General features: G+C 56.6%; 22 protein-coding genes. 12 read left to right on the plus strand and 10 right to left on the minus strand.

The window, feature by feature from the left end:
• Nucleotides 1-29 precede the first annotated feature (29 nt).
• Nucleotides 30-1,241 carry a GTP-binding protein gene (locus RGB73_RS02525; protein WP_310768850.1) on the plus strand — a complete coding sequence of 404 codons (1,212 nt, stop codon included), beginning with the start codon at nt 30-32 and terminating at the stop codon, nt 1,239-1,241.
• Nucleotides 1,242-1,257: 16 nt separating this feature from the next.
• Nucleotides 1,258-1,407, plus strand: coding sequence for a 50S ribosomal protein L33 (rpmG, locus tag RGB73_RS02530; RefSeq protein WP_063229390.1), 150 nt, complete (start codon nt 1,258-1,260; stop codon nt 1,405-1,407).
• Between the two features lie 64 nt (nt 1,408-1,471).
• Here the strand turns inward: rpmG and RGB73_RS02535 are convergent, their stop codons facing one another.
• The 8 genes from RGB73_RS02535 to RGB73_RS02570 all read right to left on the minus strand — a co-directional run bounded on the left by RGB73_RS02535 (nt 1,472) and on the right by RGB73_RS02570 (nt 8,243).
• Entirely contained in the window at nt 1,472-2,899 is a 1,428-nt protein-coding gene (locus RGB73_RS02535; RefSeq protein ID WP_310774068.1) for a GntP family permease, read from the minus strand.
• A 42-nt stretch (nt 2,900-2,941) separates the two neighbouring features.
• A complete protein-coding gene (locus RGB73_RS02540) occupies nt 2,942-4,078 on the minus strand; it encodes a glycerate kinase (RefSeq protein ID WP_310768852.1) in 1,137 nt (378 codons plus the stop codon).
• The gene (locus RGB73_RS02545) at nt 4,075-4,317 is read right to left on the minus strand and encodes a hypothetical protein (protein WP_310768854.1); all 243 of its coding nucleotides are present in this window, start codon (nt 4,315-4,317) and stop codon (nt 4,075-4,077) included. The genes RGB73_RS02540 and RGB73_RS02545 overlap by 4 nt, the downstream gene beginning before the upstream one ends.
• Before the next feature lie 109 nt (nt 4,318-4,426).
• The gene (locus tag RGB73_RS02550; RefSeq protein WP_310768855.1) at nt 4,427-5,587 is read right to left on the minus strand and encodes a CdaR family transcriptional regulator; all 1,161 of its coding nucleotides are present in this window, start codon (nt 5,585-5,587) and stop codon (nt 4,427-4,429) included.
• Nucleotides 5,588-5,717: 130 nt separating this feature from the next.
• On the minus strand, nt 5,718-6,884 hold the full coding sequence (locus RGB73_RS02555; protein WP_310768857.1) for a cation:proton antiporter: 1,167 nt from the start codon (nt 6,882-6,884) through the stop codon (nt 5,718-5,720).
• Between the two features lie 365 nt (nt 6,885-7,249).
• Nucleotides 7,250-7,384: a hypothetical protein gene (locus RGB73_RS02560; protein ID WP_310768859.1), complete on the minus strand. Its 135-nt coding sequence runs from the start codon at nt 7,382-7,384 to the stop codon at nt 7,250-7,252.
• 37 nt (nt 7,385-7,421) lie between these two features.
• A complete protein-coding gene (locus tag RGB73_RS02565; RefSeq protein ID WP_310768861.1) occupies nt 7,422-7,703 on the minus strand; it encodes a hypothetical protein in 282 nt (93 codons plus the stop codon).
• A gap of 126 nt (nt 7,704-7,829) precedes the next feature.
• Entirely contained in the window at nt 7,830-8,243 is a 414-nt protein-coding gene (locus tag RGB73_RS02570; RefSeq protein ID WP_310768862.1) for an Lrp/AsnC family transcriptional regulator, read from the minus strand.
• A 154-nt stretch (nt 8,244-8,397) separates the two neighbouring features.
• Between RGB73_RS02570 and RGB73_RS02575 the strand changes: the two genes are divergently transcribed.
• The 6 genes from RGB73_RS02575 to RGB73_RS02600 all read left to right on the plus strand — a co-directional run bounded on the left by RGB73_RS02575 (nt 8,398) and on the right by RGB73_RS02600 (nt 13,931).
• Nucleotides 8,398-9,159, plus strand: a complete 762-nt coding sequence (locus RGB73_RS02575; RefSeq protein ID WP_310768863.1) for an MBL fold metallo-hydrolase — start codon at nt 8,398-8,400, stop codon at nt 9,157-9,159.
• A 235-nt stretch (nt 9,160-9,394) separates the two neighbouring features.
• Nucleotides 9,395-9,988 carry a winged helix-turn-helix domain-containing protein gene (locus tag RGB73_RS02580; protein ID WP_310768865.1) on the plus strand — a complete coding sequence of 198 codons (594 nt, stop codon included), beginning with the start codon at nt 9,395-9,397 and terminating at the stop codon, nt 9,986-9,988.
• Nucleotides 9,985-10,224: a hypothetical protein gene (locus RGB73_RS02585; RefSeq protein ID WP_310768866.1), complete on the plus strand. Its 240-nt coding sequence runs from the start codon at nt 9,985-9,987 to the stop codon at nt 10,222-10,224. Before RGB73_RS02580 ends, RGB73_RS02585 begins: the two co-directional genes overlap by 4 nt.
• Before the next feature lie 48 nt (nt 10,225-10,272).
• Nucleotides 10,273-10,854, plus strand: a complete 582-nt coding sequence (clpP, locus tag RGB73_RS02590; protein ID WP_310768867.1) for an ATP-dependent Clp endopeptidase proteolytic subunit ClpP — start codon at nt 10,273-10,275, stop codon at nt 10,852-10,854.
• 18 nt (nt 10,855-10,872) lie between these two features.
• The gene (locus RGB73_RS02595; protein ID WP_310768869.1) at nt 10,873-11,883 is read left to right on the plus strand and encodes an NAD-dependent epimerase/dehydratase family protein; all 1,011 of its coding nucleotides are present in this window, start codon (nt 10,873-10,875) and stop codon (nt 11,881-11,883) included.
• A gap of 359 nt (nt 11,884-12,242) precedes the next feature.
• Nucleotides 12,243-13,931 carry a methyl-accepting chemotaxis protein gene (locus RGB73_RS02600; protein ID WP_310768871.1) on the plus strand — a complete coding sequence of 563 codons (1,689 nt, stop codon included), beginning with the start codon at nt 12,243-12,245 and terminating at the stop codon, nt 13,929-13,931.
• Between the two features lie 81 nt (nt 13,932-14,012).
• Here RGB73_RS02600 and RGB73_RS02605 read toward each other — a convergent pair whose 3' ends face one another.
• On the minus strand, nt 14,013-15,257 hold the full coding sequence (locus RGB73_RS02605) for an MFS transporter (protein ID WP_310768872.1): 1,245 nt from the start codon (nt 15,255-15,257) through the stop codon (nt 14,013-14,015).
• A gap of 129 nt (nt 15,258-15,386) precedes the next feature.
• On the opposite strand from RGB73_RS02605, the gene RGB73_RS02610 reads away from it, so the two are divergent.
• The 4 genes from RGB73_RS02610 (at nt 15,387) to RGB73_RS02625 (ending at nt 19,149) form a co-directional block, all read left to right on the plus strand.
• Nucleotides 15,387-17,201: an SgrR family transcriptional regulator gene (locus RGB73_RS02610; RefSeq protein WP_310768874.1), complete on the plus strand. Its 1,815-nt coding sequence runs from the start codon at nt 15,387-15,389 to the stop codon at nt 17,199-17,201.
• A 135-nt stretch (nt 17,202-17,336) separates the two neighbouring features.
• A complete protein-coding gene (locus RGB73_RS02615; RefSeq protein WP_310768876.1) occupies nt 17,337-17,693 on the plus strand; it encodes a cupin in 357 nt (118 codons plus the stop codon).
• 85 nt (nt 17,694-17,778) lie between these two features.
• Entirely contained in the window at nt 17,779-18,243 is a 465-nt protein-coding gene (locus RGB73_RS02620; RefSeq protein WP_310768878.1) for a metal-dependent hydrolase, read from the plus strand.
• Between the two features lie 21 nt (nt 18,244-18,264).
• Entirely contained in the window at nt 18,265-19,149 is an 885-nt protein-coding gene (locus tag RGB73_RS02625; RefSeq protein WP_310774071.1) for a proline iminopeptidase-family hydrolase, read from the plus strand.
• 55 nt (nt 19,150-19,204) lie between these two features.
• Here the strand turns inward: RGB73_RS02625 and RGB73_RS02630 are convergent, their stop codons facing one another.
• Nucleotides 19,205-20,851, minus strand: coding sequence for a DUF6583 family protein (locus RGB73_RS02630; RefSeq protein ID WP_310768880.1), 1,647 nt, complete (start codon nt 20,849-20,851; stop codon nt 19,205-19,207).
• Nucleotides 20,852-20,921: the final 70 nt, after the last annotated feature.

Raw genomic sequence — 20,921 nt, forward strand, 5'->3', positions numbered from 1 at the left:
GATTAAAAGGATTAAAGGAGCGAGTGCGCATGGAAGATAACCGGATCCCTGTAACGGTACTGAGCGGATATCTGGGAGCGGGCAAGACGACCTTGCTCAATCACGTGCTGAACAATCGGGTTGGGCTGCGCGTAGCAGTCATCGTGAACGATCTGAGCGAGGTGAACGTCGACGGTGAGCTCGTCGCTTCGGGCGGCGGCCTGTCGAGAGTGGATGAGAAGGTCGTGGAGATGTCCAATGGCTGCATCTGCTGCACCTTGCGCGAGGATTTGCTGACGGAGGTAGAGCGGCTGGCTCTGGAAGGGCGCTACGATTACATATTGATCGAATCGACGGGCATCGGCGAGCCGGTGCCGGTCGCGCAGACATTCACGTACGTGGACGAAGAAAACGGGATCAACCTCTCGTCTCTTTGCCGTCTGGATACGATGGTGACAGTCGTGGATGCGTACCGGTTTTGGCACGACTTTTCCTCGGGAGAGAGCCTGCTGGATCGGGAGCAGGCAGTCGGGACCGACGATACCCGTGAAGTGGTTGATCTGCTCATCAGCCAGATCGAGTTTTGCGACGTGCTGATCTTGAACAAATGCGACATGGTCGAGCCTGACGACTTGCTGCAATTGGAAGGAGTCTTGCGGAAGCTGCAGCCGCATGCCCGGATCATCCGGTCGGAGAGGGGGCGGGTGGAGCCAACCGAAATCCTGAATACGGGATTGTTTGACTTCGAAAGGGCCAGCCAATCTGCAGGCTGGATTGCCGAGCTGCAAAAAGAGGAGCATGTTCCCGAGACGGACGAATACGGCATCTCGTCTTTCGTTTACCGGGCCAGACGCCCATTTCACCCGGCGCGGCTCGACGAGTGGCTCAGACAGTGGCCGGAGGAAGTCGTTCGGGCGAAAGGCTTCTTTTGGCTGGCGACCCGCAATCAAGTCGCGATGACGCTCAGTCAGGCGGGGCCCTCTATCGAAGTGGGGACGGCGGGCTTCTGGCTGGCAGCCCTGCCACCGGCGGAGCGTGCAGAGATGCTGGCCGCGGAGCCGGATCTGGAGAACGGGTGGGACCCGGTATACGGCGATCGGCTCACCGAGCTGGTGTTTATCGGCATCGACATGCAGCGGGAGCGGATCGAGGAGGAATTGGACTCCTGCCTGCTGACGGACGAAGAGTATGCCTCCGACTGGTCGCTGCTGCCTGACCCGCTTCCGACGGCAAACACCGTGGTCGAAACCATTTTATCGTGACAGGAGGAAGAGGGAAATGAGAGTCAACATCACCCTGCAGTGCACCGAGACGGGCGACCGCAACTACATCACCACGAAAAACAAGCGAACCCATCCGGAACGCCTGGAGCTGAAAAAGTATTCGCCGCGGCTGAAGCGCCACACGCTTCATCGCGAGACGAAGTAAGCGAGCAAAAGGCAAAGCTCTCGCCCGCGTCGGTAGGTGACGAAGGGGAGAGCTTTGCCGTTTTTTAGAGCAGGATCAAGCCGAGGATCGCCACGACGACGATGCCGACGATTCCTTGCACCAGCGTAGCCAGTGTTTGCGCGCGGTAGGCAGTAGTCAGGCTCATCCTGGAGAACTGCGTCACGACCCAGAAGTACGAGTCGTTCACGTGGCTCACGACCATTGCGCCGCAGCCGATCGCCATGACGGTCAGCATTTGGCCGATCGGCACGGTTCCCAGCATCGCGTCCAGGCCCAGCGAAGGCAGCAGCGGCATCGCGATGGTGGAAGTGATGACGAGGGAAGCGGTCGAGCTGCCCTGTGCCGTCTTGATGATAGCGGCGATGAGGAAAATGACGATCAGCCCGCCTACACCGACGAAAGAGACATTGCCGTCGAGCAGCGTCTTGATGTAGTCTGCGATCGGCGTCGCCTTGATTACGGCTCCGAGGGCTCCGCCTGCGCCGGTGATCATGATAATGACGGCTGAGTCCAACAGCCCGTCGCCCATCCATTTGGTCAGCGTTTCTTCATTGCGTTTGGGCAAAAGACCGAAGATTGCGAACAAGAGACCGACAAACAGGGAGTTGACGGGAGTCCCCAGGAATGTGAGAAGCGTATTCGCAAAACCGCTTGTCATCAGCAGTTTGTTGCCTTGTGCGTCCGCGCCGACAGGGAAATTCGCAAACGAGCCGATGGCCATCAGGACGATGGGAATGACGATGGGAGCAAAGGCGGCGAAGCCGGATGGCAAGGTGCCAAAGCGCTTTTTATACTCCTCGAACGTCTCGGTCGCTTCATCCAGATCGGCCGGGAGCTTGTCTGCCACTTTGCGTGCCCAGACGTGTCCGGCGAGGGCGACAGGTATGGAGACGACGAGGCCGATGACGATCACCCAAAACAGGCCATCCGGTCCGATTCCGACGTTAGTCGCAGCGGCGATCGGGCCTGGCGTAGGGGGGACCAGCGTATGAGTCGCATACAGTCCGGTCGAGAGCGCGACTGCCAGAGTGACAACGCTTACCCCCGTCTTTTTGGCCAGAGACTTTTTCAAGGACGACAGGATCACGTAGCCGGAATCGCAAAATACAGGAATGGAGACGATCCAGCCGATGACGGTCATGGCGATCGCCGGATGCCGGTCGCCGAGCAGGCGCAGGACGACCTCCGCCATTTTGACCGCCGCACCCGAGTTTTCCAGGATTTTGCCGATGAGAGTACCGAAGATGATGACGAGTCCAATGCTTGTGATGATACTGCCAAAGCCGCCGGCGATCTCTTTTCCGATGTCGGCGATCAGCGGTTTGTCCGCCCCGCTCAGGGTGCCGACAAGATTGGTTAGCAAAGCGAAGATATACGTACTGCTGATAATGGATAAGAACGGGTGGAGCTTCCACTTCGCTGTCGCGTACACGATGAAAACAATGCTGAGAAGAAGCAGCACCAAAATGATCGGGCCAAGCTGTACAACTTCAGGGCTCATGTCAAACCTCCTTTATTTTTTGGCGCATGCGAAAATGCGAGTGGCCTGCTCGGCTGCCTGCTCCAGCAGCTCGGCTGCCTGCTGCATGGACTGATCAAGTGGCATGGGCTTGTTCGCAATGCTCAGGACAGCTGTTACGCCCTCCGCATAAAGCGCCTCGATGCCTTTGCCGATTGAGCCGGCCAGCACAATGACGGGGATGCCGTACTCTTTGGCCAACTGCGCGACCCCGCACGGAGTTTTCCCCTCGGCCGTCTGAAAATCGACCTGACCTTCGCCCGTAAAGACGAGCTCGGCGCCAGCCATGGCTTCCGCAAGCCCGGTCGTCTCCTTGACGATCTGGATGCCGGATTGCAATTGGCCTTGCAAAAAAGCGAGAAGAGTCCCAGCCACGCCGCCGGCAGCACCAGTTCCGGGCAAATCGTGGATCGCGATGCCTTCCGTGTCCTCGATCAGATCGGCGAAATGGCGGAGATTGCTGTCCAATTGCTGCACCATTTCGGGCGTGGCCCCTTTTTGCGGCCCGAAGACGTGGGAAGCGCCGTTGGGACCGATGAATGGATTTTTGACATCGCAGGCTATGATGAACTCACACTCAGCCAACCGAGGATCCGCCTGTGTGCGGTCGATCCGTCTTAGCTTCGATAATTCACCTCCTCCAAAAGCGAGTGGCTGCCCGTCGTGGTCCAGCAGTTGAAAGCCGAGCGCCTGAAGCATCCCGGCGCCGCCATCGTTGGTCGCGCTGCCTCCGATGCCGAGGATAAAGCGCCGGCAGCCCAGTTCGAGGCCGGCCCGGATCAGCTGTCCAAACCCGTAAGTCGTAGTGAAAAGGGGATTGCGCTCCTGTTCCGAGATCAGATACAGGCCGGAAGCCGCAGCCATTTCGATGACGCAGGTGACGTCGTCGCCGAGGATGCCGAACTGCGCGGGAATGTCGCGGCCGAGCGGGTCTTTTACTGTCGCTTGCAGCAGCTTGCCGTCGGTGGCGTCCACCAGGCATTGCAGGGTCCCTTCGCCGCCGTCCGCCATCGGCTTGATGACGATCTCGCTCTCCGGCAGCGCTTTGCGTACGCCTGCGGCTATGGCCTGCCCGACTTGCCCCGCGGTGAGGCTTCCTTTGAAAGAGTCAGGGGCGATCAAAATTTTCATGTTGCGGGACCTCCTTCAGCTGCCAGTTTCTCCATCATTTTCTCGATGCCGTCGACGTGCTTCACCAGGGACAGCAAGGCGAAGGACTGCTCCTGGTCCTTGCTGTCATTGCCTTTGGGCCGTTCAGAGATTTGCTTGAACATAGCATTGAATTCCCGGAGGATTTGCTGGATCGGGTCCATGGTGTTTAGGGAGTGGACGGCCAGCTTGCGCACTCGCATCGAAATAGAGGAGTTCATGTCTATTCATCACCTTTGGATAGTTTCACTATATCTGAAAGCGCTTCATCCTTGCATTTTGCAAAACCAACAAAAAATGCTGTCGAATCCTGGCTCCTTTTTGTGCGAGTTATCCAATGGCTTGCAGACGGTGCATCTCGAGAGCCAGTCGAATGTGAAAGGCGTCAGCAAAACGGCGGGGGTTTTTCCCGATCAGGGCTTCGATGCGCTCGATCCGGTACAGCAAGGTGTTGCGGTGGATGTTGAGCCGTTGCGCCGCAATCGTGAGATTCAGGTCGGCGGCGAACAAGGCATGCAAGGTATCGATCAGCTCGGGATGATGGACCAGCGTGCCGAGAATTTGCTCGACCGCCCGCTTGCGGGAGGCGGCCGGGGTCGCCAGCAGCATCAGCTCGACGGTCGCGTCCTCGAAGTGGCAGATAGGGGCCTTTTCCGGAAAGCACTCCGCCACGGCCAAGGCTTGCTGGGCTTCCTTGAACGAGTGTTCGAGCTCCCGGACTTGCTCATACCGGTTGCCCATCGTGATGATCAGGCTGTCGTAATGGGCGGGAACCAGAGCGTTCATCAGCCGCCGCGCGGATTCGAAGAGATAGGCTTTGGTTTGCTCGCGGGTCCGGCAATGCCGCAGATCCGTCACGATGACCCAGCGATTGTGGCTGATGGCGGAGATGCACACCTGTCGGGAATGCTGAAAGCAGGCCGCCATCTTGGCCTGCCATTGTCTGCGCGAGAGGGTCTCGGTCCACGGCGATGTACCGGCTGACTGCACGATCATGATCGAGCGCGGACCGGACAGATCGAGCCCGAGCAGCTCTCCGCGGGATTGGACTACAGCGGGGGAGGGATCCAGCGTGCCGGAGATGATGTCCTGGACGAGAAAGCTCAGGGAGCGCTCCTCCATCGCCATCTGTTCCGTCAGATACGCTTGCTGGAGCATCATTTCTGTCATCATGCGGACCGCTTTGCCGAAAGGGATCACCTCCCGGGGAGAGCCGGATATGCCGATGACCCCGACGATCACGCTCTCGAAGTAGATGGGCATGTTGATCCCGGGGCGAGTGCCCGACCACTTCTTGCATTCCCGGGCGGACAGGACGATTTCCACCCCGGAGGCGATGACCTGCCGTGCTGCTTCATGAAGCGTGCCGATCCGGCTGGGGTCGCTTGAGCTGATGATCACGCCGTCTTTATCCATGACGTTGATGTTCAGTTGGGTCACGTCCATGGTCCGCGAGACAATTTTGTCGGCAAGGTATTTTTTTAGTTGCATGCCCCATATCTCCTTTAGATGTCTCCTCGAAATGTATCTTCTGAGAATTATACCGGAAGTTCCATCCGCTTCCTGCAAAAAAAACCTCCCGCCGAACCGCGCATGGCGATCCGGCAGGAGGGCTGCTCCATTATGCGTTTTTTCGCAAGGCCACGGAATCTTCCTCCGTTCCTTTTCCTGTAAAGAACAGCTTCATCATTGGCGGGGTCACAATCGTGGTGATCAGGACGACCACGATCAAGACGGCAAACATGTCTTGGGTCAAAAGTCCGCTCTCCAGGCCGATCGCGGCGATGATCAGGGCGACCTCCCCGCGGGAGACCATGGCGGAACCGATGGCCATGGAGTTTTTCCAGTTGAAGCCGGACAGCTTGGCGCCGAGCGCACCGCCGATGAGCTTGGAGATGATCGCCAGGACGCTGAGGAAGACGATCAGCCAAAGGTTTTCCCAAATTCCGGCGAACTGCGCGGTTACCCCGATCGACGTGAAGAAGACGGGGACGAAAATGGAGTAGCTGATGGCTTCGGTCTTGTGGGCGATTTCTTCCCTGAACTTTGTCAGGCTGATCGCGACGCCGGCGATGTACGCGCCGATGATGGCAGCGACACCGGTGTACTCGGCAAAATACGCGAACAGAAAGCAGATGATCAAACCAGCGGAAACGGTGGATTCCGTCACTTGCAGCGGAGCGAATTTTTTCAGCACCCAAGGGACGGCCTTCCAGGAGAGCAGAATGATGATGGCAAAGAACGCCACCTTTTTCAGGATGACCATTCCCAGATTCACGTCGCCGCCTGCAAAGCTCATCAGGAAAGCCAAGGCCAGGATGACCAGCACATCGTCAATGACGGCCGCTCCCATGATGGTGGCGCCTTCTCTGGATTTGAGCTTGCCCAGCTCCTTGAGCGTTTGGACAGAGATGCTCACACTCGTGGCAGACAGGAGCAGTCCGAGGAAGACGGATTCGATGGGGGATTGGCCCATCGCAAGGCCTGCGCCGAAGCCCAATGCCAACGGGGCAATGATGCCCGCCACACCGACAGAGGTGGAGGCTTTTCCGGTCCGTTTGAATTCATCCATGTCTGTCTCCAGACCGGCGATGAACATCAACAGAATGACCCCGATCTGGCTGATTTCATGGATGACCTCCGTATTGGTCACGACTCCGAGAACACTAGGTCCCAGCACGATCCCGATCAGCAGCTTCCCGAGTACGGACGGTTGCCCCAGCCGAACACTGATGTCCCCTGCGATCTTGGAAGCGAGCAGGATTACGGCCAATTGGAAAATAAGCACGAAAACTCCTCCTTTGATGGGAAATAAAAAAGGAGCCTGCGATCATAGTCCTCTCTTTGTCTGCTGAAAAAAGACAAAAAGAACCCTATGATGACAGGCTCCTCCATTTACACAATAGCTATTCAATTTTCATGTATTTACATTGTATCATGAAAGGTATGAAAAGTAAAGGGAGCCAGACTATTGCGCGGACATGCAAAGCCGTCGGCAGCATCAGATGAGGAACGAGGGGGAGTCAGACGTGGATTTTCTGGTCATTTCCCAGCCGACGACACGGGGCGATCGCTTCAACGAAGAGTAGGGGTGCCTTGGCCGCACGCAAAAAAGCCTGACCGGCACAAGCTCGGTCAGGCTTTGCTATTTCCTTATTTCCAGTTGACAAAATCGGACATTTGCACGAAAGCGTCTGCCAGAGCGTGCAGGCTCCCCGCCGTTTGGAAGGCAATAATGGGCAGGCTAACGACAAACAACAATGCTTCTCCGATGTATTTGGCGATCATAAGATCTACCTCCTTTTTGGTTTTCCGTCGTCCGGGTCTATCCAAAAAGCAGGGAATCGTATGTATCTGTCTCGCCATTTGCGTGCTGCATGCGCCGAAATAATCGGGTGCGCAGCGGTTGCCTTGCCGCCATCGGATAAGTCTCAACCATACCAGGATTGATACTGGGATGATAAGCATCATTCGGGTGCCATTGAATAGCCAGTTTTCGCGGGGAAACACATTGTCTCAGATAGAAAATCGAGGTGAAACACCCCACGAACAGGGCGAGCAAGGCGAAGAAATCCTCCAAGGAAAGCAAGAGCAAGAAGTCTTCCATGGCGATTCTCCTCCTTTCTTTGGCAACGCAAGAATCAGCGTTCTTGGTATCCCCCATTCTACTGCTGTTCACATAATCAGGCAACCCTAAAAAATCCGGATGGCGAATTGAGTGGCAACCTTCCGATTACTTGATTTTTCCGATCGAGAGGTTCACCTTGTAGTTCCCGAATGGGAGTAGTTCGTCCAGGAAAGCATTCAGGGCGGCTTGATCCGGGACGCTCACGAACAGGGCGTAGCACCCTTCGCCGCTGATCCGGTGGGCTTCGGCGACTTCCGGGCGGGCAGAGACAAAGCGCGTAAACTTCTGGTGATCCGTCGTCTTCATGAACATCGTGACGATCGCGGTCAGCGCAGGACCGATCCTGGCGTTGTCAATGACGGCGGTATAGCCTTGAATGATGCCTTGCTCCTCCATCCGCCTGATGCGGTTTCCTACCGCCTGGCCGCTCAGGTGTACCTTCTCGCCGATATCCTTCCATTGCAGACGGCTGTTTTCCCGGAGCAGGGCAAGGATGGACAGGTCCGTTTGATCGAGCATGACAATCTCCTTTCGCGGTGAAAGTGAATGAATGCCACTGCTTTCGCGGCATCTGCCACGTCCAGTGTACAATGATTCCAACGCTTATGACTCACGTACAAGAATGAGATGCCTTCGTTACCGATTTTACACTACCTGTCAAAGGAGAGAGAACATGCATATTCAACTCATCCGACACGCAACCCTCAAGGTTGGCTACAAGGGACGTACCTTCCTGGTGGATCCGATGTTCAGCCGCGAAGGGGAGCTGCCTGCCGTAGTCAACACGCCCAACCAACGGCCGAATCCGGGTGTGGAGCTGCCGTTGCCTGTGAGCGACGTGCTGGCGGGTATCGATGCGATCCTGGTCACCCATACGCACGCCGATCATCTGGACCCGGCGGCCACCCGGCTGCTTCCCAAGCATCTGCCGCTGTTTTGCCAGCCGCCGGATCGGGAAAAGCTGCTGGAGCTTGGCTTCGAGCAAGTCTTTCCAGTCGAGGGTGAACGGGAGTGGGAGGGCATCCGCCTGACTCGGACCGGGGGACGCCACGGTACAGGGGAGATTGGCGAGAAAATGGGGCCGGTTTCCGGATTTGTGCTCAAGGCGAACCAGGAGCCGACGCTGTACATCGCGGGCGACACGATCTGGTGCGAAGAGGTGGAGCGGGCCATCTCGGTCCATCAGCCGGAAGTCGTGGTTCCGTTTGCCGGGGCAGCCCGATTTTTGACAGGCGATCCCATCACGATGACCAAGGAGGACATTGCCCGACTGGCGGAATGTGCAGGTGAGAGCCAGCTTTTCGTCGCGCATATGGAAGTCTGGAATCATTGCCTGCTCAGTCGCAGGGAGCTTCGGGACTACATGAGCGAAAGGGGGCTGTCCGCGCGGGTGCGGGTTCCGGAGGATGGTGAGACCGTTGAGTATCAGCGGTGAACAGGCTGACATCGCGAGGAGATAAAAGCTCTGCTGGCTTTAGCGGAGCTTTTTTTGTGTACAGATAGGAATTTATCCATTCCTATTCCAGTATAAGGGCAACCGCGGCTCCGCCAGAATGCATGGCGTAGCCAGGTTTTCTAATGCAAAATCAAGGCTCATCCATCATTTGACAAACGGGAAGCTACGTAATAAACTATTTTTACGTAAATGATTAATGTCATGAGGTGTTTTTGTGGTACATGAACAGTTGGAGACCTACGTCGTCGAATCTCCGGAGCAGGCGATGGCATTGCTCAATCCTCTGCGGGCCGAGATCTTGAGCCGATTGGCGGAGCCGGCGTCGGCAGCCGAGGTGGCCCGGGGGATCGGCGAAATTCCGCAGCGCGTGAACTACCACTTGAAGGCACTGGAAAAAGTCGGCTTGGTCCGCAGAGTGGGGAGTCGGCAAGTACGCAATCTCGTGGAAGTACTCTATTTGGCTATCGCCCGGACCTACATTTTGTCCGAGGCGCTGAACTGGGGGAACGATACGGTCCAGAAAATCAAGGATCAAGGGGCCCTGTCGCATTTGGTCAACACAGCCGAACGGATCAAACGGGATGCGCTTCTGCTGATGGAACGCTCCGACCAGGCGGAGGAGATTCCGAGCGCGACGCTGGATACGAGCATCCGCCTGGCCAGCGCGGAAGAGCGCAGCGCTTTCGTCGAAGAGTATGTCAAGCTGGTGGGCGAGCTGGTGAAAAAGTATCAGTCCCCGGCGGAGGGCCAGGAAACGTATCAGGTGGTTCTCGCCGTGTACCCCAAAGAAGGAGGAGAAGAGTCATGAATTCCAGACCGGTAGTCGTATGGGAGAGCCGTCCCGAACGGCAAAGAGGGAATGTCATCACGCTGCCTTCCCGAACAGGCAATGAATCTGCGGGAGTGCAGGAGCCATCTGTCCAGACGTGGACGGTGGGAACAGCCGAGAATCCTGCTGTCGTCACGCAGGTTTCATCCGGATTCCACCGTAAAGGCGCATCGACGTCCGCCTCGCAGGCGACCCGCATGAGCATGGCGGCGTAACATTCGCAGGCGCACATTTTCACATCCGAAAACCAAGGGGGTTTTTTCATGAATCTCATCCCGGTAGTCGTGGAGCAAACGGGTTACGGCGAGCGTTCGTATGATATTTATTCCCGCTTGCTGAAGGATCGCATCATTTTTTTGGGCAGCGCCATTGACGATCAGGTCGCCAATGCAGTCGTGGCCCAGCTGCTTTTCCTCGCTGCGGAAGACCCGAAAAAGGATATTCATCTGTACATCAATTCTCCGGGCGGTTCGGTGACCGCCGGCATGGCAATCATCGACACGATGAACTTCGTCGGGCCGGATGTATCCACGATCTGCACCGGCATGGCGGCTTCCATGGGAGCGATGCTGCTGGTCGCGGGGGCACCGGGCAAGCGGTATGCGCTGCCAAACGCCGAAGTGATGCTGCACCAGCCGTGGGGCGGCAGCCAGGGGCAGGCGAGCGACATCAAGATCGCGGCGGACCGGATCTTGCGCCATCGCCGCATGCTGTACTCGATCATCGCCGAGCGGACCGGCAAGACCGTGGAGAAAATCGAGAAGGACGCGGACCGTGACTACTTCCTCACCGCGAATGAAGCCTTGGAGTACGGTCTGATCGACAAGGTCATCGAAAAGCTGTAGAGATCGGAGGTGCAGTTAATGAAAGTATTGTTCATTGGAGGCACGCGCTTTATTGGTCCGCACGCAGTCAAACGCATGGTCGATCTCGGCCATGAGGTTGCCGTGTTCAACCGCGGGCAATCGTCTCCAGCGGGCTCCCTCCCTGACGGTATTGCCTCTATCCGTGGAGAGCGGGCCAGGCTGGGCGAGTATCGCGAGGCGTTTCGGAGGTTTGCTCCGGACGTGGTCGTAGACTTGTTTCCTTATTCGGAAACGGATGCCCGCGTACTCATGGAGACGTTCGCGGGTATCACCGGACGTGTGGTGGCGATCAGCAGCTGCGACGTGTATCGGGCGTTCGGGCGGGTCAACCGGATCGAATCCGGCCCGCCGGAGGAAGGGCTGCTGACGGAGGAGTCTCCTTTGTGCGAGACGCGCTACCCTCTCCAGGGGGCCGGGGGCGATCGGAGCGACTACGACAAAGTGCTGGTGGAGCGGGCCGTGATGGGACACGGGAGCCTCCCCGCTACTGTCCTGCGTCTTCCGATGGTGTACGGACCAGGGGATTACCAGCACCGCCTTTACCCCTATTTGCAGCAAATGCGCGACGGACGCCCCGTGATTCTCATGGAGGAAGGATTCGCTTCGTGGCGCTGGTCCCGCGCTTACGTAGAGGACATCGCCGAGGCGATCAGCTTGGCTGCTTTGAATGAGCGGGCTGCCGGACAAATTTATCATGTGGCGGAGGAAACGGGCCTGCCCATAATTGAGTGGGTCGAGCGGATCGCGGCCGCTGCGGGGTGGAAGGGAAGGATCGTCACGGCTCCGGCCGCGGAGCTGCCAGCCCATCTGCTTCTGGACATCGAGACGCGGCAGCACGTCCATTTGGATACGAGCAAAATCAGACGAGAGCTTGGGTATGCGGAGCGTTTTTCCACGCAGGAAGCCATGAGACGGACGATCGAGTGGGAGAGTGCGAATCCGCCTGAGAATGCAGGGAGAATGACAGACTACCAAGCGGAAGATGAATGGCTGGCCAGATTCGCATAAGGAAGATGGAGGAAAGGGACAAAACTCTCGCAAACATGCGGGGGTTTTTTGTTTTACAGATAGGAATGTATAAAAATTCCTGTCCAGTATAAGGGCAACATAGCGAGACTTCGAACACAGTGAGATAGAGAGACTTGTGCCCTCTGGGTACCGCGGCTCCGCCAAAAGGCATGGCGTAGCCAGATTTTTAATGCTGCCGAAGCGTCGAAACAGGCGAAGAAGGGTGGACTGACAACTGTATAGCCAAAGCGAGAAGTTTTCGAGCGAGCGAAGTTTGAAGGCGAAACGGACGGGGAACAGAAGAGAGTGGGTTCGACTGGTTTCGACATAATTCCCTTACGATCAAAGGAGGCACCCCCATGAAAATCAGAACGAAATTCATCTTGGCTTTTAGCGTAATTCTGGCTCTCATGCTTGGCTCGGGCACGTACATGTACGTGCAGACGCAAGCATCGACCGCCGCCTATTCGGAGATGATTGACGAAGGGGAGCTCCTCACGACCTTGCGGGAAGTGCAGTTTGTCATGACAGGCCGCAACAATGACGAGCGCGGGTACCTGTTGACAGGTGAAGATACATACCCGAAGCAGATGCAGGAAAAAGTGGAGCGGATAAACGGATTGCTTGAAAAAGTCAAACAGTCCGAACAGGCTGCGCATGACTATTCGGAAGCGTTGGGACAACTGCAGGAGTATTACAGCAGCTTTCTGAAAGAGAGCAAAAAAACGGTGGAGGCCGTGCAAAAGGGAAAACGCGAGGAAGCGATTCAAATCCATTTCGGCGATGAGCGGCAGGAGCGAAAGCAGCTGGACGCACTCATCGACCAGCTTGCGGAAAAGGTGGAAGCGAAGCATGAGGCGAATCAGGCGGAGCTGGAAAAGAGAGAGGCATTCGCCAAGGTCATCGAGGCAACGCTCAGCGCCGCCGGCATCCTGGCGGCAGTGCTCATCGGAGCCGTGCTTGTGCGCTCCATCGTCAATCCGCTCCAGCGGGTCAATGAACAATTGAGAGCGATTGCCGAGGGCGAAGGGGATTTGACCCAAAAGCTGTCCGTCACATCCAGGGATGAGATCGGGTCATTGGCGGAATCATTCAACCGGATGCTGGCCAATTTGCGGGACATGATCTTGCAGATTCGGAGCCATGCCGAACAGGTAGCGGCATCGGCTGAGCAGCTGACCGCGAGCTCGGAACAAACAGGCAAGGCTACGGAGCAAATCGCAATGACGGTGCAGGAAATGGCAGCGGGAAGCGATCGTCAGGCAAAAAGCGTGGAGGCGAGCCACGTTGAGGTCGAAGGCATGGCGACGGGAATTGGACAGATTGCTGCCCGCGCCGAGACAGTCTCTGCTGCAGCGATTCACACCGCGGAGCTGGCAACGAACGGGAATGAGACCATCCAGCATGTGGTCGTCCAGATGAACGGCATGGGAGAGGCGATGGAGAGCTTGTCCGGAACTGTAAGCGGCTTGGGGAGTCGCTCGGAGCAGATCGGACAGATCGTGGGAGTCATTACGGGCATCTCCGCCCAGACGAACTTGCTGGCACTGAATGCCGCCATCGAGGCAGCGCGCGCAGGCGAACATGGCCGCGGATTTGCGGTGGTGGCAGACGAGGTGCGAAAGCTCGCCGAACAGGCTGCGGCGTCGGCAGGACAGATCACGCAGCTGATCGAATCGATCCAGCAAGAGACGCGGGAGGCGATCTCCTCTGTGCAGAAAAGCGCGCAGCAGACAGAGGCGTGCATGGATGGCGTAGCTCGGGCAGGAGAGACCTTTGCCCATATTCGCGACGAAGTCGTCCGGGTCGCTGCCGAAGTGAAGGGCGTCTCTGCCGCTTCCCGCACACTGACTGGCAGCACGGAGAAAGTGGCGGAGTCGATGCGGATCATCTCCGGCGTGACCCAGGAGGGAGCAGCGCGCACGTTGGATGTGTCTGCTGCAGCGGAAGAGCAGCTCGCTTCTATGGAAGAAATCCATTCCTCCGCCGCCTCCCTCGCACGGCTGGCTGAAGAATTGGAGAAGCTGATCGGCAAATTCAAGGCGTAGGGGAGCTGCAAAGCTTCCTCATCGGATAAAGAAGCCACGGGCGTAGGCACAACCTGCCCGTGGCTTTTTGCGTCAAAGTCCTCATGCGAGACGCCAGAGGGAGAGACGGCGGTACACGAGAAAGATCAGCAGGTTGCCGATTCCGGCCGCCAGGAAAGCGGCCCATGGCCCTTGCCAGACAGTCAGCCAGCCGGAGCCGTAGATCGAGAAAACCATCCCCAGCTTGAAAATGGAGCCGGTGATTCCGCTAATCCGGCCGATCATATGCGCTGGTGTCGTCTCCTGGCGAAACGTCCAAATGCAGATCGTTTCGATCGTTCCGAGCATCCCTGACAGAAACAGCGAAAGACAGAGCATCCACGTGTTTTGCGCTGCGGCCATGAGCAAATAGGAACCTCCGAGCAAGAGCAGCGTCGCGCCCAAGAGACGCCCGGTCGGAAAACGCCGCCGCAGCCGCGAGACCAGTGTGCTTCCAAGCAATCCCCCGACTCCGGCAACCGACAGCACGAGTCCTAGCTCTGAATTGCTCAGCCGAAGCGTATCTTTGGCGAAATAGACGATCATCGCATCGTACACGCCGGACGTGGCATTGAGAAAAATGACGAGGATGGTGATGAGCCAGAGCGGCCGATTGGACAAAAGCTCCCTCCAGCCTGCCCGAAAGTCTTCCCAGAACGAGCTTTTTTGATCGGCGACCCGCGTTCCTTCTTCCCGTTCCAAAAGCGAAACCGCGATCAGTGCAATGAAGTAGGCGATCCCCGTAATCAGCAGCCCGTCATGCAGACTGGACAGCAGGATAATGAACCCGGAGATGGCGGGTCCCATGATTTCGATGAGGGTAAACAGAAAGGAAAAGCGGGCGTTGGCAGAGGTGAGCAGCGGCCCAGGAACCACCTGCTTGATGATGCTCACACGGGCGTTGCCATATCCGTAGCTGAACGCCATCAACAGGAAGCCTGCCAGGTAAAAGTGAATGACTTCGGCCCGGCCGTACTCCACCAGCGCATACAGGAGAAGCAGGAGTGTCATTTGCCCGAATACCATCCACTGGGACCAGCGTTTTTTGGAAAAGCGGTCTACCCAGACGCCGATAAACATGGCCAGGAGCAGATTCGGCAAAAACTCGATGCTCTTCATCGTCGTCATGGCAAGCGGCGAGCGGGTCATGTCGTACAGGATGAGCGGCAGCGCCAGCTCGTACACTTTGGCTCCGCACGTGACGAATGCGGACGTCAAAAACAGGATAAGAAACGGTCGGTTGCGCCAGATCGAGAGGGAAGAGGCGTTTTCCGTCGTGGCAGCAGCCCGCATTTCAGATGGTGGCATGGGATTCCCCTCCTTTTTCTTTTTTCATTGTAGCTTGGAAAAGGGGAAGAAAAAGGGTAGAGTAATGAAATAACAACTTCCCCTTTTCTTTTGGGGGAAGCAGCCTCTCGCTAAAGAAGGTGTCAAGCCATGCAGATCGCCTATCATTACTTGCGGCTTCGGCAGCATTTTGCCTACGTGGCCGAGGGAGCCCCGCAGGAGGTTACACTGTCCGAGCTCGCAGATATCTTTTGCTGCAGTGTGCGCAATGCGAAAATGGTCATCGCGCAGCTCGTGGAGCAAAAGTGGCTGGACTGGATTCCGGGCAGAGGCAGGGGCCGCGTTTCCCGGATGGTTTTCCTTCGTACGAAGGAGCAGGTCGTGCTCCCCATTGCGCAGGCATGCGTGCAGCGGGGCGATCTGGAAAAAGCGATGGCTCTTCTGAACGATTGGAAGATCGCCGGAAAGGCCCGGGAGCGGTTTTTCGACTGGCTTTCCGGGCAGTTCGGATTTCGAACCGAAGAAGGAGAGTACCGCGTGCGGGATACCTTGCGGATGTCGTTCTACCGGCCGATTCCTGCTCTGGATCCTGCGTTTGTCGGACGGGTGACGGAATCCCACATGGTGAAGCAAATTTTCGACACCTTGATCCGCTATGACGAGAAGAACGGCACGTTTTTGCCGCACCTCGCCCACCACTGGGAGAGCGACGAGTCCGCAACCGAGTGGATCTTTTACTTGCGCAAGGGAGTGCAGTTCCATCACGGGCGAGAGCTGACTTCGGACGATGTGGTTTGGACCTTCCGGCGAATCGCGGACCCGCGGACGGGCTCTCCCTATCGCTGGATGCTGGAGGATGTGGACGAGCTGCTCGCTGTACGGGACACGATCGTACGAATCAGGCTGAAGCGTCCCAACCGCTTGCTATTGTCCATGCTGGCCTCTGATCGTCTTTCCATTGTCCCTGGTGAAGTCGTGGAGCAGAAAGGAAGTCTGTTTCCGCGCGAGCCGGTGGGAAGCGGTCCGTTTTGCCTGGTGGAAAACAGCGACCAGATGTTTGTGTTGGACGCCTTTCCTTCCTATTTTCAGGGAAGAGCCCACCTCGATCGGGTCGAAATATGGATCGTGCCGGAAAGCAAGCGGGAAGAGGAAGCGATTCCTTCCATCGCGGGGGAGGTGCACGTCCTCCAGCCGACCTTGGACAGGCGGGAGCAAGGAGACAATTGGCAAGAGCTTCAGCAGCTGGAGAGGGGCTGCAAGTTCTTGGCGTTCAATCTCAATCGGAGTGGTCCCCAGCGCTGCATCGCGTTTCGCAAGGCCGTCGACCGTCTGCTGGATCGGGAAACAATGATTCGGGAAGTGGCGGGAAGAAGGTATGCGCCTGCTAACGGCTTTATTCGGGAGTGGCAAACAGAAGGGGCCGACATCACGCCCGTCGGCAGGAAAGATGCGGCCGGGCTGCTTGAATCGTGCGGTTACCGGGGGGAGACCCTGCAGCTTTACACCTATAAAGGAGCGGGGAACGAACAGGATGCTGCTTGGCTCCAGCGCTATTTTCGAGAGCGGGGGCTTTCCGTGGACCTCATCATCGTCCCCATTGAGGAGTTGGGCAAGCCGGAGATTTTGCTGCAGGCGGATATGATCGTCGCCGGCGAAATCTTCGACAACCAGCTGCTGATGGGGGTGATGGAGATGTACAAATCAGACAGGAGCTTTATCCGCTTGCTGTGGGATGAAGAGCTGCGCGGGGCGATCGACCGGGAGATGGACCGGCTCATGCAGGAGAGCGACCCTGAGCGGCAAAAAAGGTGCCTGATCAGGGCGGAAGAGCTGTTGAAGGAACGATCAGCCATGCTGTTTCTCTTCCATGCCTTGCAGCAATCGTCCTATCACTTCTCGCTAGCAGGGGTTTCTCTCAACGCTCTGGGATTTGTGGACTACAAAGACATTTGGTTCAAGACGTGAAGACAAAAAAAGAAGGGCGTACTGGCTCGCCCTCCTACTCTCATTTTACCACAAAATTCGTACGGATAGCAGGCTGTTCCCTTCGCCTCGGCTGGGCTACGATAAGAGTCAGCAAATGCTGAAGGAGGCTGGAGAATGAAGCGGTTCCGTTTTGATCAAGAGGCAGGAAGAAAAATCGACCGGTTTGACTCTGCGCATGCGACGATCTCCCGCATCATGCAAACGCCGGGTCCCGTACACATCGGCTGCATTCATCTCGGTGCGGGAGGAGTCGTCGGCTACCATCCGGCTGTCGTGCCCCAACTTTTTTTAGTCGTCTCCGGGGAAGGCTGGGTCTGCGGGGAAGAGGGCGAGCGGGTTTTGATCAGCGCGGGTCAGGCCGCTTTCTGGACGGCCGGAGAGGGGCATGAGTCCGGTACGGAAACAGGGATGGCGGCCTTGATCATCGAAGGCGAAGGTCTGGAGCCCGAGCGGTATATGCCGCAGCTCTAAAGGTTTTTGCAAGCAAAGCGGCTTGTCTGAACACGCGCTGTGCACAAGATTCCTTACTAACATAGAAAGTCGGTGTGAAAGACAAATGACGTGGAAGACGCATCTGGTGCTGGGAGCCATCGCTGGCTACTGCGCGTATCCTTCGTGGAAAGGAATCGCAATGGGAGGAGCGATGGCGCTGCTGCCCGACATCGACCAGACAAGGAGCAAGGTCGGCCACATGGCGAGACCGGTCTCTACAGCGGTCCAAAAAGGAATAGGGCACCGTACCATTACGCATTCCTGGGTGATGCTGCTGCTCCCGGCCTTTTTGTTCGGGGATACGAATCTGGCGCAAGCTGCCCTGTACGGGCTCTTGTCCCACCTCATCAGCGACGCGCTGGTGGGACGCATTCAGTTTTTTTGGCCGATCCGCCAAGGCTGGGTAGGCATTAAAGTGGGCAAATCGATGTATCGGACGGTGGATCGACTGGTATTTTACGCGGCGGTCGTCTATCTTCTGTATTGGGGATACAACGGCGGAGCCGAACAGCTCGTACATACGTTATAAAGGAAAGAAGGAGTGAGGATGGTGGAAAAGAGGGAAGGCTACGTGAGCGTGACAGGCGGGAAGATCTGGTACAACCTGCTGGGAAGCGAAAACAAGGGGAAAACGCCGCTCATCGTGCTGCACGGCGGTCCCGGGAATACGCACGATTCGCTTCAATCCTCGCTGCATGTCCTCGCAGACGAAAGGCCTGTTCTCTTCTACGATCAGCTCGGATCGGGCAACTCGGACCGTCCGGCAGACGAGTCGCTGTGGAGGACGGAGCGGTTTGTGGAGGAGCTGGCCCAGATCAGAGAAGCGCTCCAGCTGAACGAAGTGCATATCCTCGGACATTCCTGGGGGACGATGCTCGCAGCAGCGTACCTGATCGACCGCAAGCCTGCCGGAGTGAGAAGCGTCATTTTTTCCAGCCCCTGCCTGAGCGCACTCCTCTGGAAAAAGGATGCCGATCGCTTCCTGGCGCAATTACCGGCAGAAGTGCAGCAGACAATCGCGCGGCACGAGGAGCAGGGAACCACGGATTCAGAAGAGTACCAGAAGGCCATGAAGGAGTACTACCGCAGGCATGTGTGCAGACTTGACCCGCTGCCGGCAGTCATGGTGGAAAGCCGGCCGAAGGGGAACAAGGATGTGTACATGACGATGTGGGGACCGTCGGAGTTTTGCCCGACAGGCAATCTGAAGACGTTTGACTGCACGGACAGGCTGCATGAAATCGACATCCCGGCTCTGTTCATTTGCGGCCGGTACGACGAGGCGGCTCCGGAATCGACCCGGTACTACCAATCTCTCGTCCCACGCTCGGAGCTTCGGATCATCGAAGACAGCTCGCATCTCAGCTATTTGGAGCAGCCCGAAGAATACAGAAAGACGGTCCGCGGTTTTTTAAGCAGGGCAGACCTTCGATAGCGTCAACAAAAAAACGCGGGAACGTGCTCCCGCGTTTCTCGTTTTTTATTCGTGATTACATGCTGAACAGCTGCACCAAATCTTGGTGTTCAGTTGCGAATTTTTGCAGGGATTCCATGACTTCCTGCTGGACTTCCATCATTTGCTCATCGGTTACGGTCGCTACGTTGATCGAGTTATCCGCACTCATAGCCGGGATCTCCAGCGGCTTGCCGAATTCCTGCTTCGCTTTCACTTTGAAGCTCATGCCCTTCGGCATATCCGGGGACGGGTCGTTGAAGTTGATTTTGACATCGCCTTCGGAGTCGATGCCGTTGTCGGTCTTGGTCTCGGACATCGTCACATTTCCGGAGAAGGTGACCGGTTTTGGCTCGTATTCGTCTGCGAACAACACGGTGAAGTCGTACTTACCGCTTTCTTTCTTGTCTTCCTTGGATGTTTCGAAGGTCGTTTTCAAATCGAACATCGGCGTGTCGGACTCTTTCGCGGTAACCGTGACCGTGCCGTTCGTCTTGCCGCTTTTTTCGGAAGCCTTGTAAGTCACGGTCAATTCATTGCGCTTGGAATCTTCCGGATCGTGGAAGGAATAGCGATAGTACGAATCGGCGCCTTTTTCATAGGAGACACTGTTCCAGAAGACTTGCTCCTCGTTGTTTTGATCGCCTGTGAAATAGAGCTTGCGAGACAGGATTTGATGGTCGCCGTCGATCAGCATGACCATCTTCAGCTGCTCCTTCGAATTGCTGCCCTCTTTCTTGAGGTCTGCCAGCATGTCGTCAAGGCCTTTGTCGTATTCCTTCTTGAACTCTTCCTTGGAAAGTTCGTTGACCTCATAGCCGCTGTCCGCAAGCAGGGAAGCTACATTGTGGTAGCGGGTGTAGATCAAGTCGAACAGCTGTTGGTCGGATTTGGCTTTCTCCGCGATTTGCTTCGCCAGGCTGCGAGCTTCCTCTTCGCTAAAGCTCACGGTCACTTCGCGGGCGCTGGACTGGAAGCCTTCTTCCGAGAAGGACACATCCTTTTTCATCGTCACTTGGCTGTCTTTCAGGCTGTTGGCGTAGATCAATGCATAAGGCGTGAGCACGCTCTTCACTTCATCCTGCTTGAAGGCCACTGCATTGTACATGTCGCGGTAGGTCGTGAATTTTTTCGGCAGATCCTGGCCAATCTTTTGCTGCAGGGCTTCGCGATCCTTCAGATCGAAATAGCCGTATTTGCTGTAAAACTCGGGCAGACGGAAGCCGAAAACGGTGTCGTTGATGAAGTAGTCGAGAGTGGCCAGCTTTTTGCCCTCAAGCTGAACTTCCACATTTCCGGACTGCTGCTTCTTTTGCTCATCGATATTGCTTTGCATGACCAGCTTGGCGTTCTTGAGAAGATCCAGCACTTTTTGCGCTTGCGGATCGGAAACTGCCGCATCGATGGTAATATCGCTAAGCTCGGTAGTCGAGTGGACGGGCTTCTCCAAGTAAGGCTTCATGTAGTCTTCGTATTCTCCATATACCTTGGATACGTTGTCAGAGAACTTGAGCATGCTTTCCGCCTCTGACTGAAGATAGATGGTTTTCGCGCTTTTGAACAAGTCCAGCTTGGCGTAGGCAGTTCCCAGCCCGCCAAGAACGACTACGGCAGCTGCCCCGATGATCAGCAGCGGCTTTTTGAAGCTCTTGCGTGGCGCGTTCACGTTTACTTGCGTTTCCATGAGTTTCCTCCCTTTATTTCTCTCTCTCTGTTTCGAGTGCTTCCTGAAAAACGTTTTTCGCACTCGATTT

Origin of the sequence: Brevibacillus brevis, assembly GCF_031583145.1 — a bacterium.
Classification (GTDB): Bacteria; Bacillota; Bacilli; order Brevibacillales; family Brevibacillaceae; genus Brevibacillus; species Brevibacillus brevis_E.

Excerpts from the sequence above, each read along its gene's own strand:
- RGB73_RS02630 (WP_310768880.1), bottom strand. The coding sequence starts at position 20,851 with ATGGAAACGCAAGTAAACGTGAACGCGCCACGCAAGAGCTTCAAAAAG.
- RGB73_RS02545 (WP_310768854.1), bottom strand. The coding sequence starts at position 4,317 with ATGAACTCCTCTATTTCGATGCGAGTGCGCAAGCTGGCCGTCCACTCC.
- RGB73_RS02575 (WP_310768863.1), top strand. The coding sequence starts at position 8,398 with ATGCATATTCAACTCATCCGACACGCAACCCTCAAGGTTGGCTACAAG.
- RGB73_RS02620 (WP_310768878.1), top strand. The coding sequence starts at position 17,779 with ATGACGTGGAAGACGCATCTGGTGCTGGGAGCCATCGCTGGCTACTGC.
- RGB73_RS02570 (WP_310768862.1), bottom strand. The coding sequence starts at position 8,243 with ATGCTCGATCAAACGGACCTGTCCATCCTTGCCCTGCTCCGGGAAAAC.
- RGB73_RS02605 (WP_310768872.1), bottom strand. The coding sequence starts at position 15,257 with ATGCCACCATCTGAAATGCGGGCTGCTGCCACGACGGAAAACGCCTCT.
- RGB73_RS02540 (WP_310768852.1), bottom strand. The coding sequence starts at position 4,078 with ATGAAAATTTTGATCGCCCCTGACTCTTTCAAAGGAAGCCTCACCGCG.
- clpP (WP_310768867.1), top strand. The coding sequence starts at position 10,273 with ATGAATCTCATCCCGGTAGTCGTGGAGCAAACGGGTTACGGCGAGCGT.
- RGB73_RS02550 (WP_310768855.1), bottom strand. The coding sequence starts at position 5,587 with ATGCAACTAAAAAAATACCTTGCCGACAAAATTGTCTCGCGGACCATG.
- RGB73_RS02595 (WP_310768869.1), top strand. The coding sequence starts at position 10,873 with ATGAAAGTATTGTTCATTGGAGGCACGCGCTTTATTGGTCCGCACGCA.
- RGB73_RS02560 (WP_310768859.1), bottom strand. The coding sequence starts at position 7,384 with ATGATCGCCAAATACATCGGAGAAGCATTGTTGTTTGTCGTTAGCCTG.
- RGB73_RS02565 (WP_310768861.1), bottom strand. The coding sequence starts at position 7,703 with ATGGAAGACTTCTTGCTCTTGCTTTCCTTGGAGGATTTCTTCGCCTTG.
- RGB73_RS02600 (WP_310768871.1), top strand. The coding sequence starts at position 12,243 with ATGAAAATCAGAACGAAATTCATCTTGGCTTTTAGCGTAATTCTGGCT.
- rpmG (WP_063229390.1), top strand. The coding sequence starts at position 1,258 with ATGAGAGTCAACATCACCCTGCAGTGCACCGAGACGGGCGACCGCAAC.
- RGB73_RS02585 (WP_310768866.1), top strand. The coding sequence starts at position 9,985 with ATGAATTCCAGACCGGTAGTCGTATGGGAGAGCCGTCCCGAACGGCAA.
- RGB73_RS02610 (WP_310768874.1), top strand. The coding sequence starts at position 15,387 with ATGCAGATCGCCTATCATTACTTGCGGCTTCGGCAGCATTTTGCCTAC.
- RGB73_RS02525 (WP_310768850.1), top strand. The coding sequence starts at position 30 with ATGGAAGATAACCGGATCCCTGTAACGGTACTGAGCGGATATCTGGGA.
- RGB73_RS02615 (WP_310768876.1), top strand. The coding sequence starts at position 17,337 with ATGAAGCGGTTCCGTTTTGATCAAGAGGCAGGAAGAAAAATCGACCGG.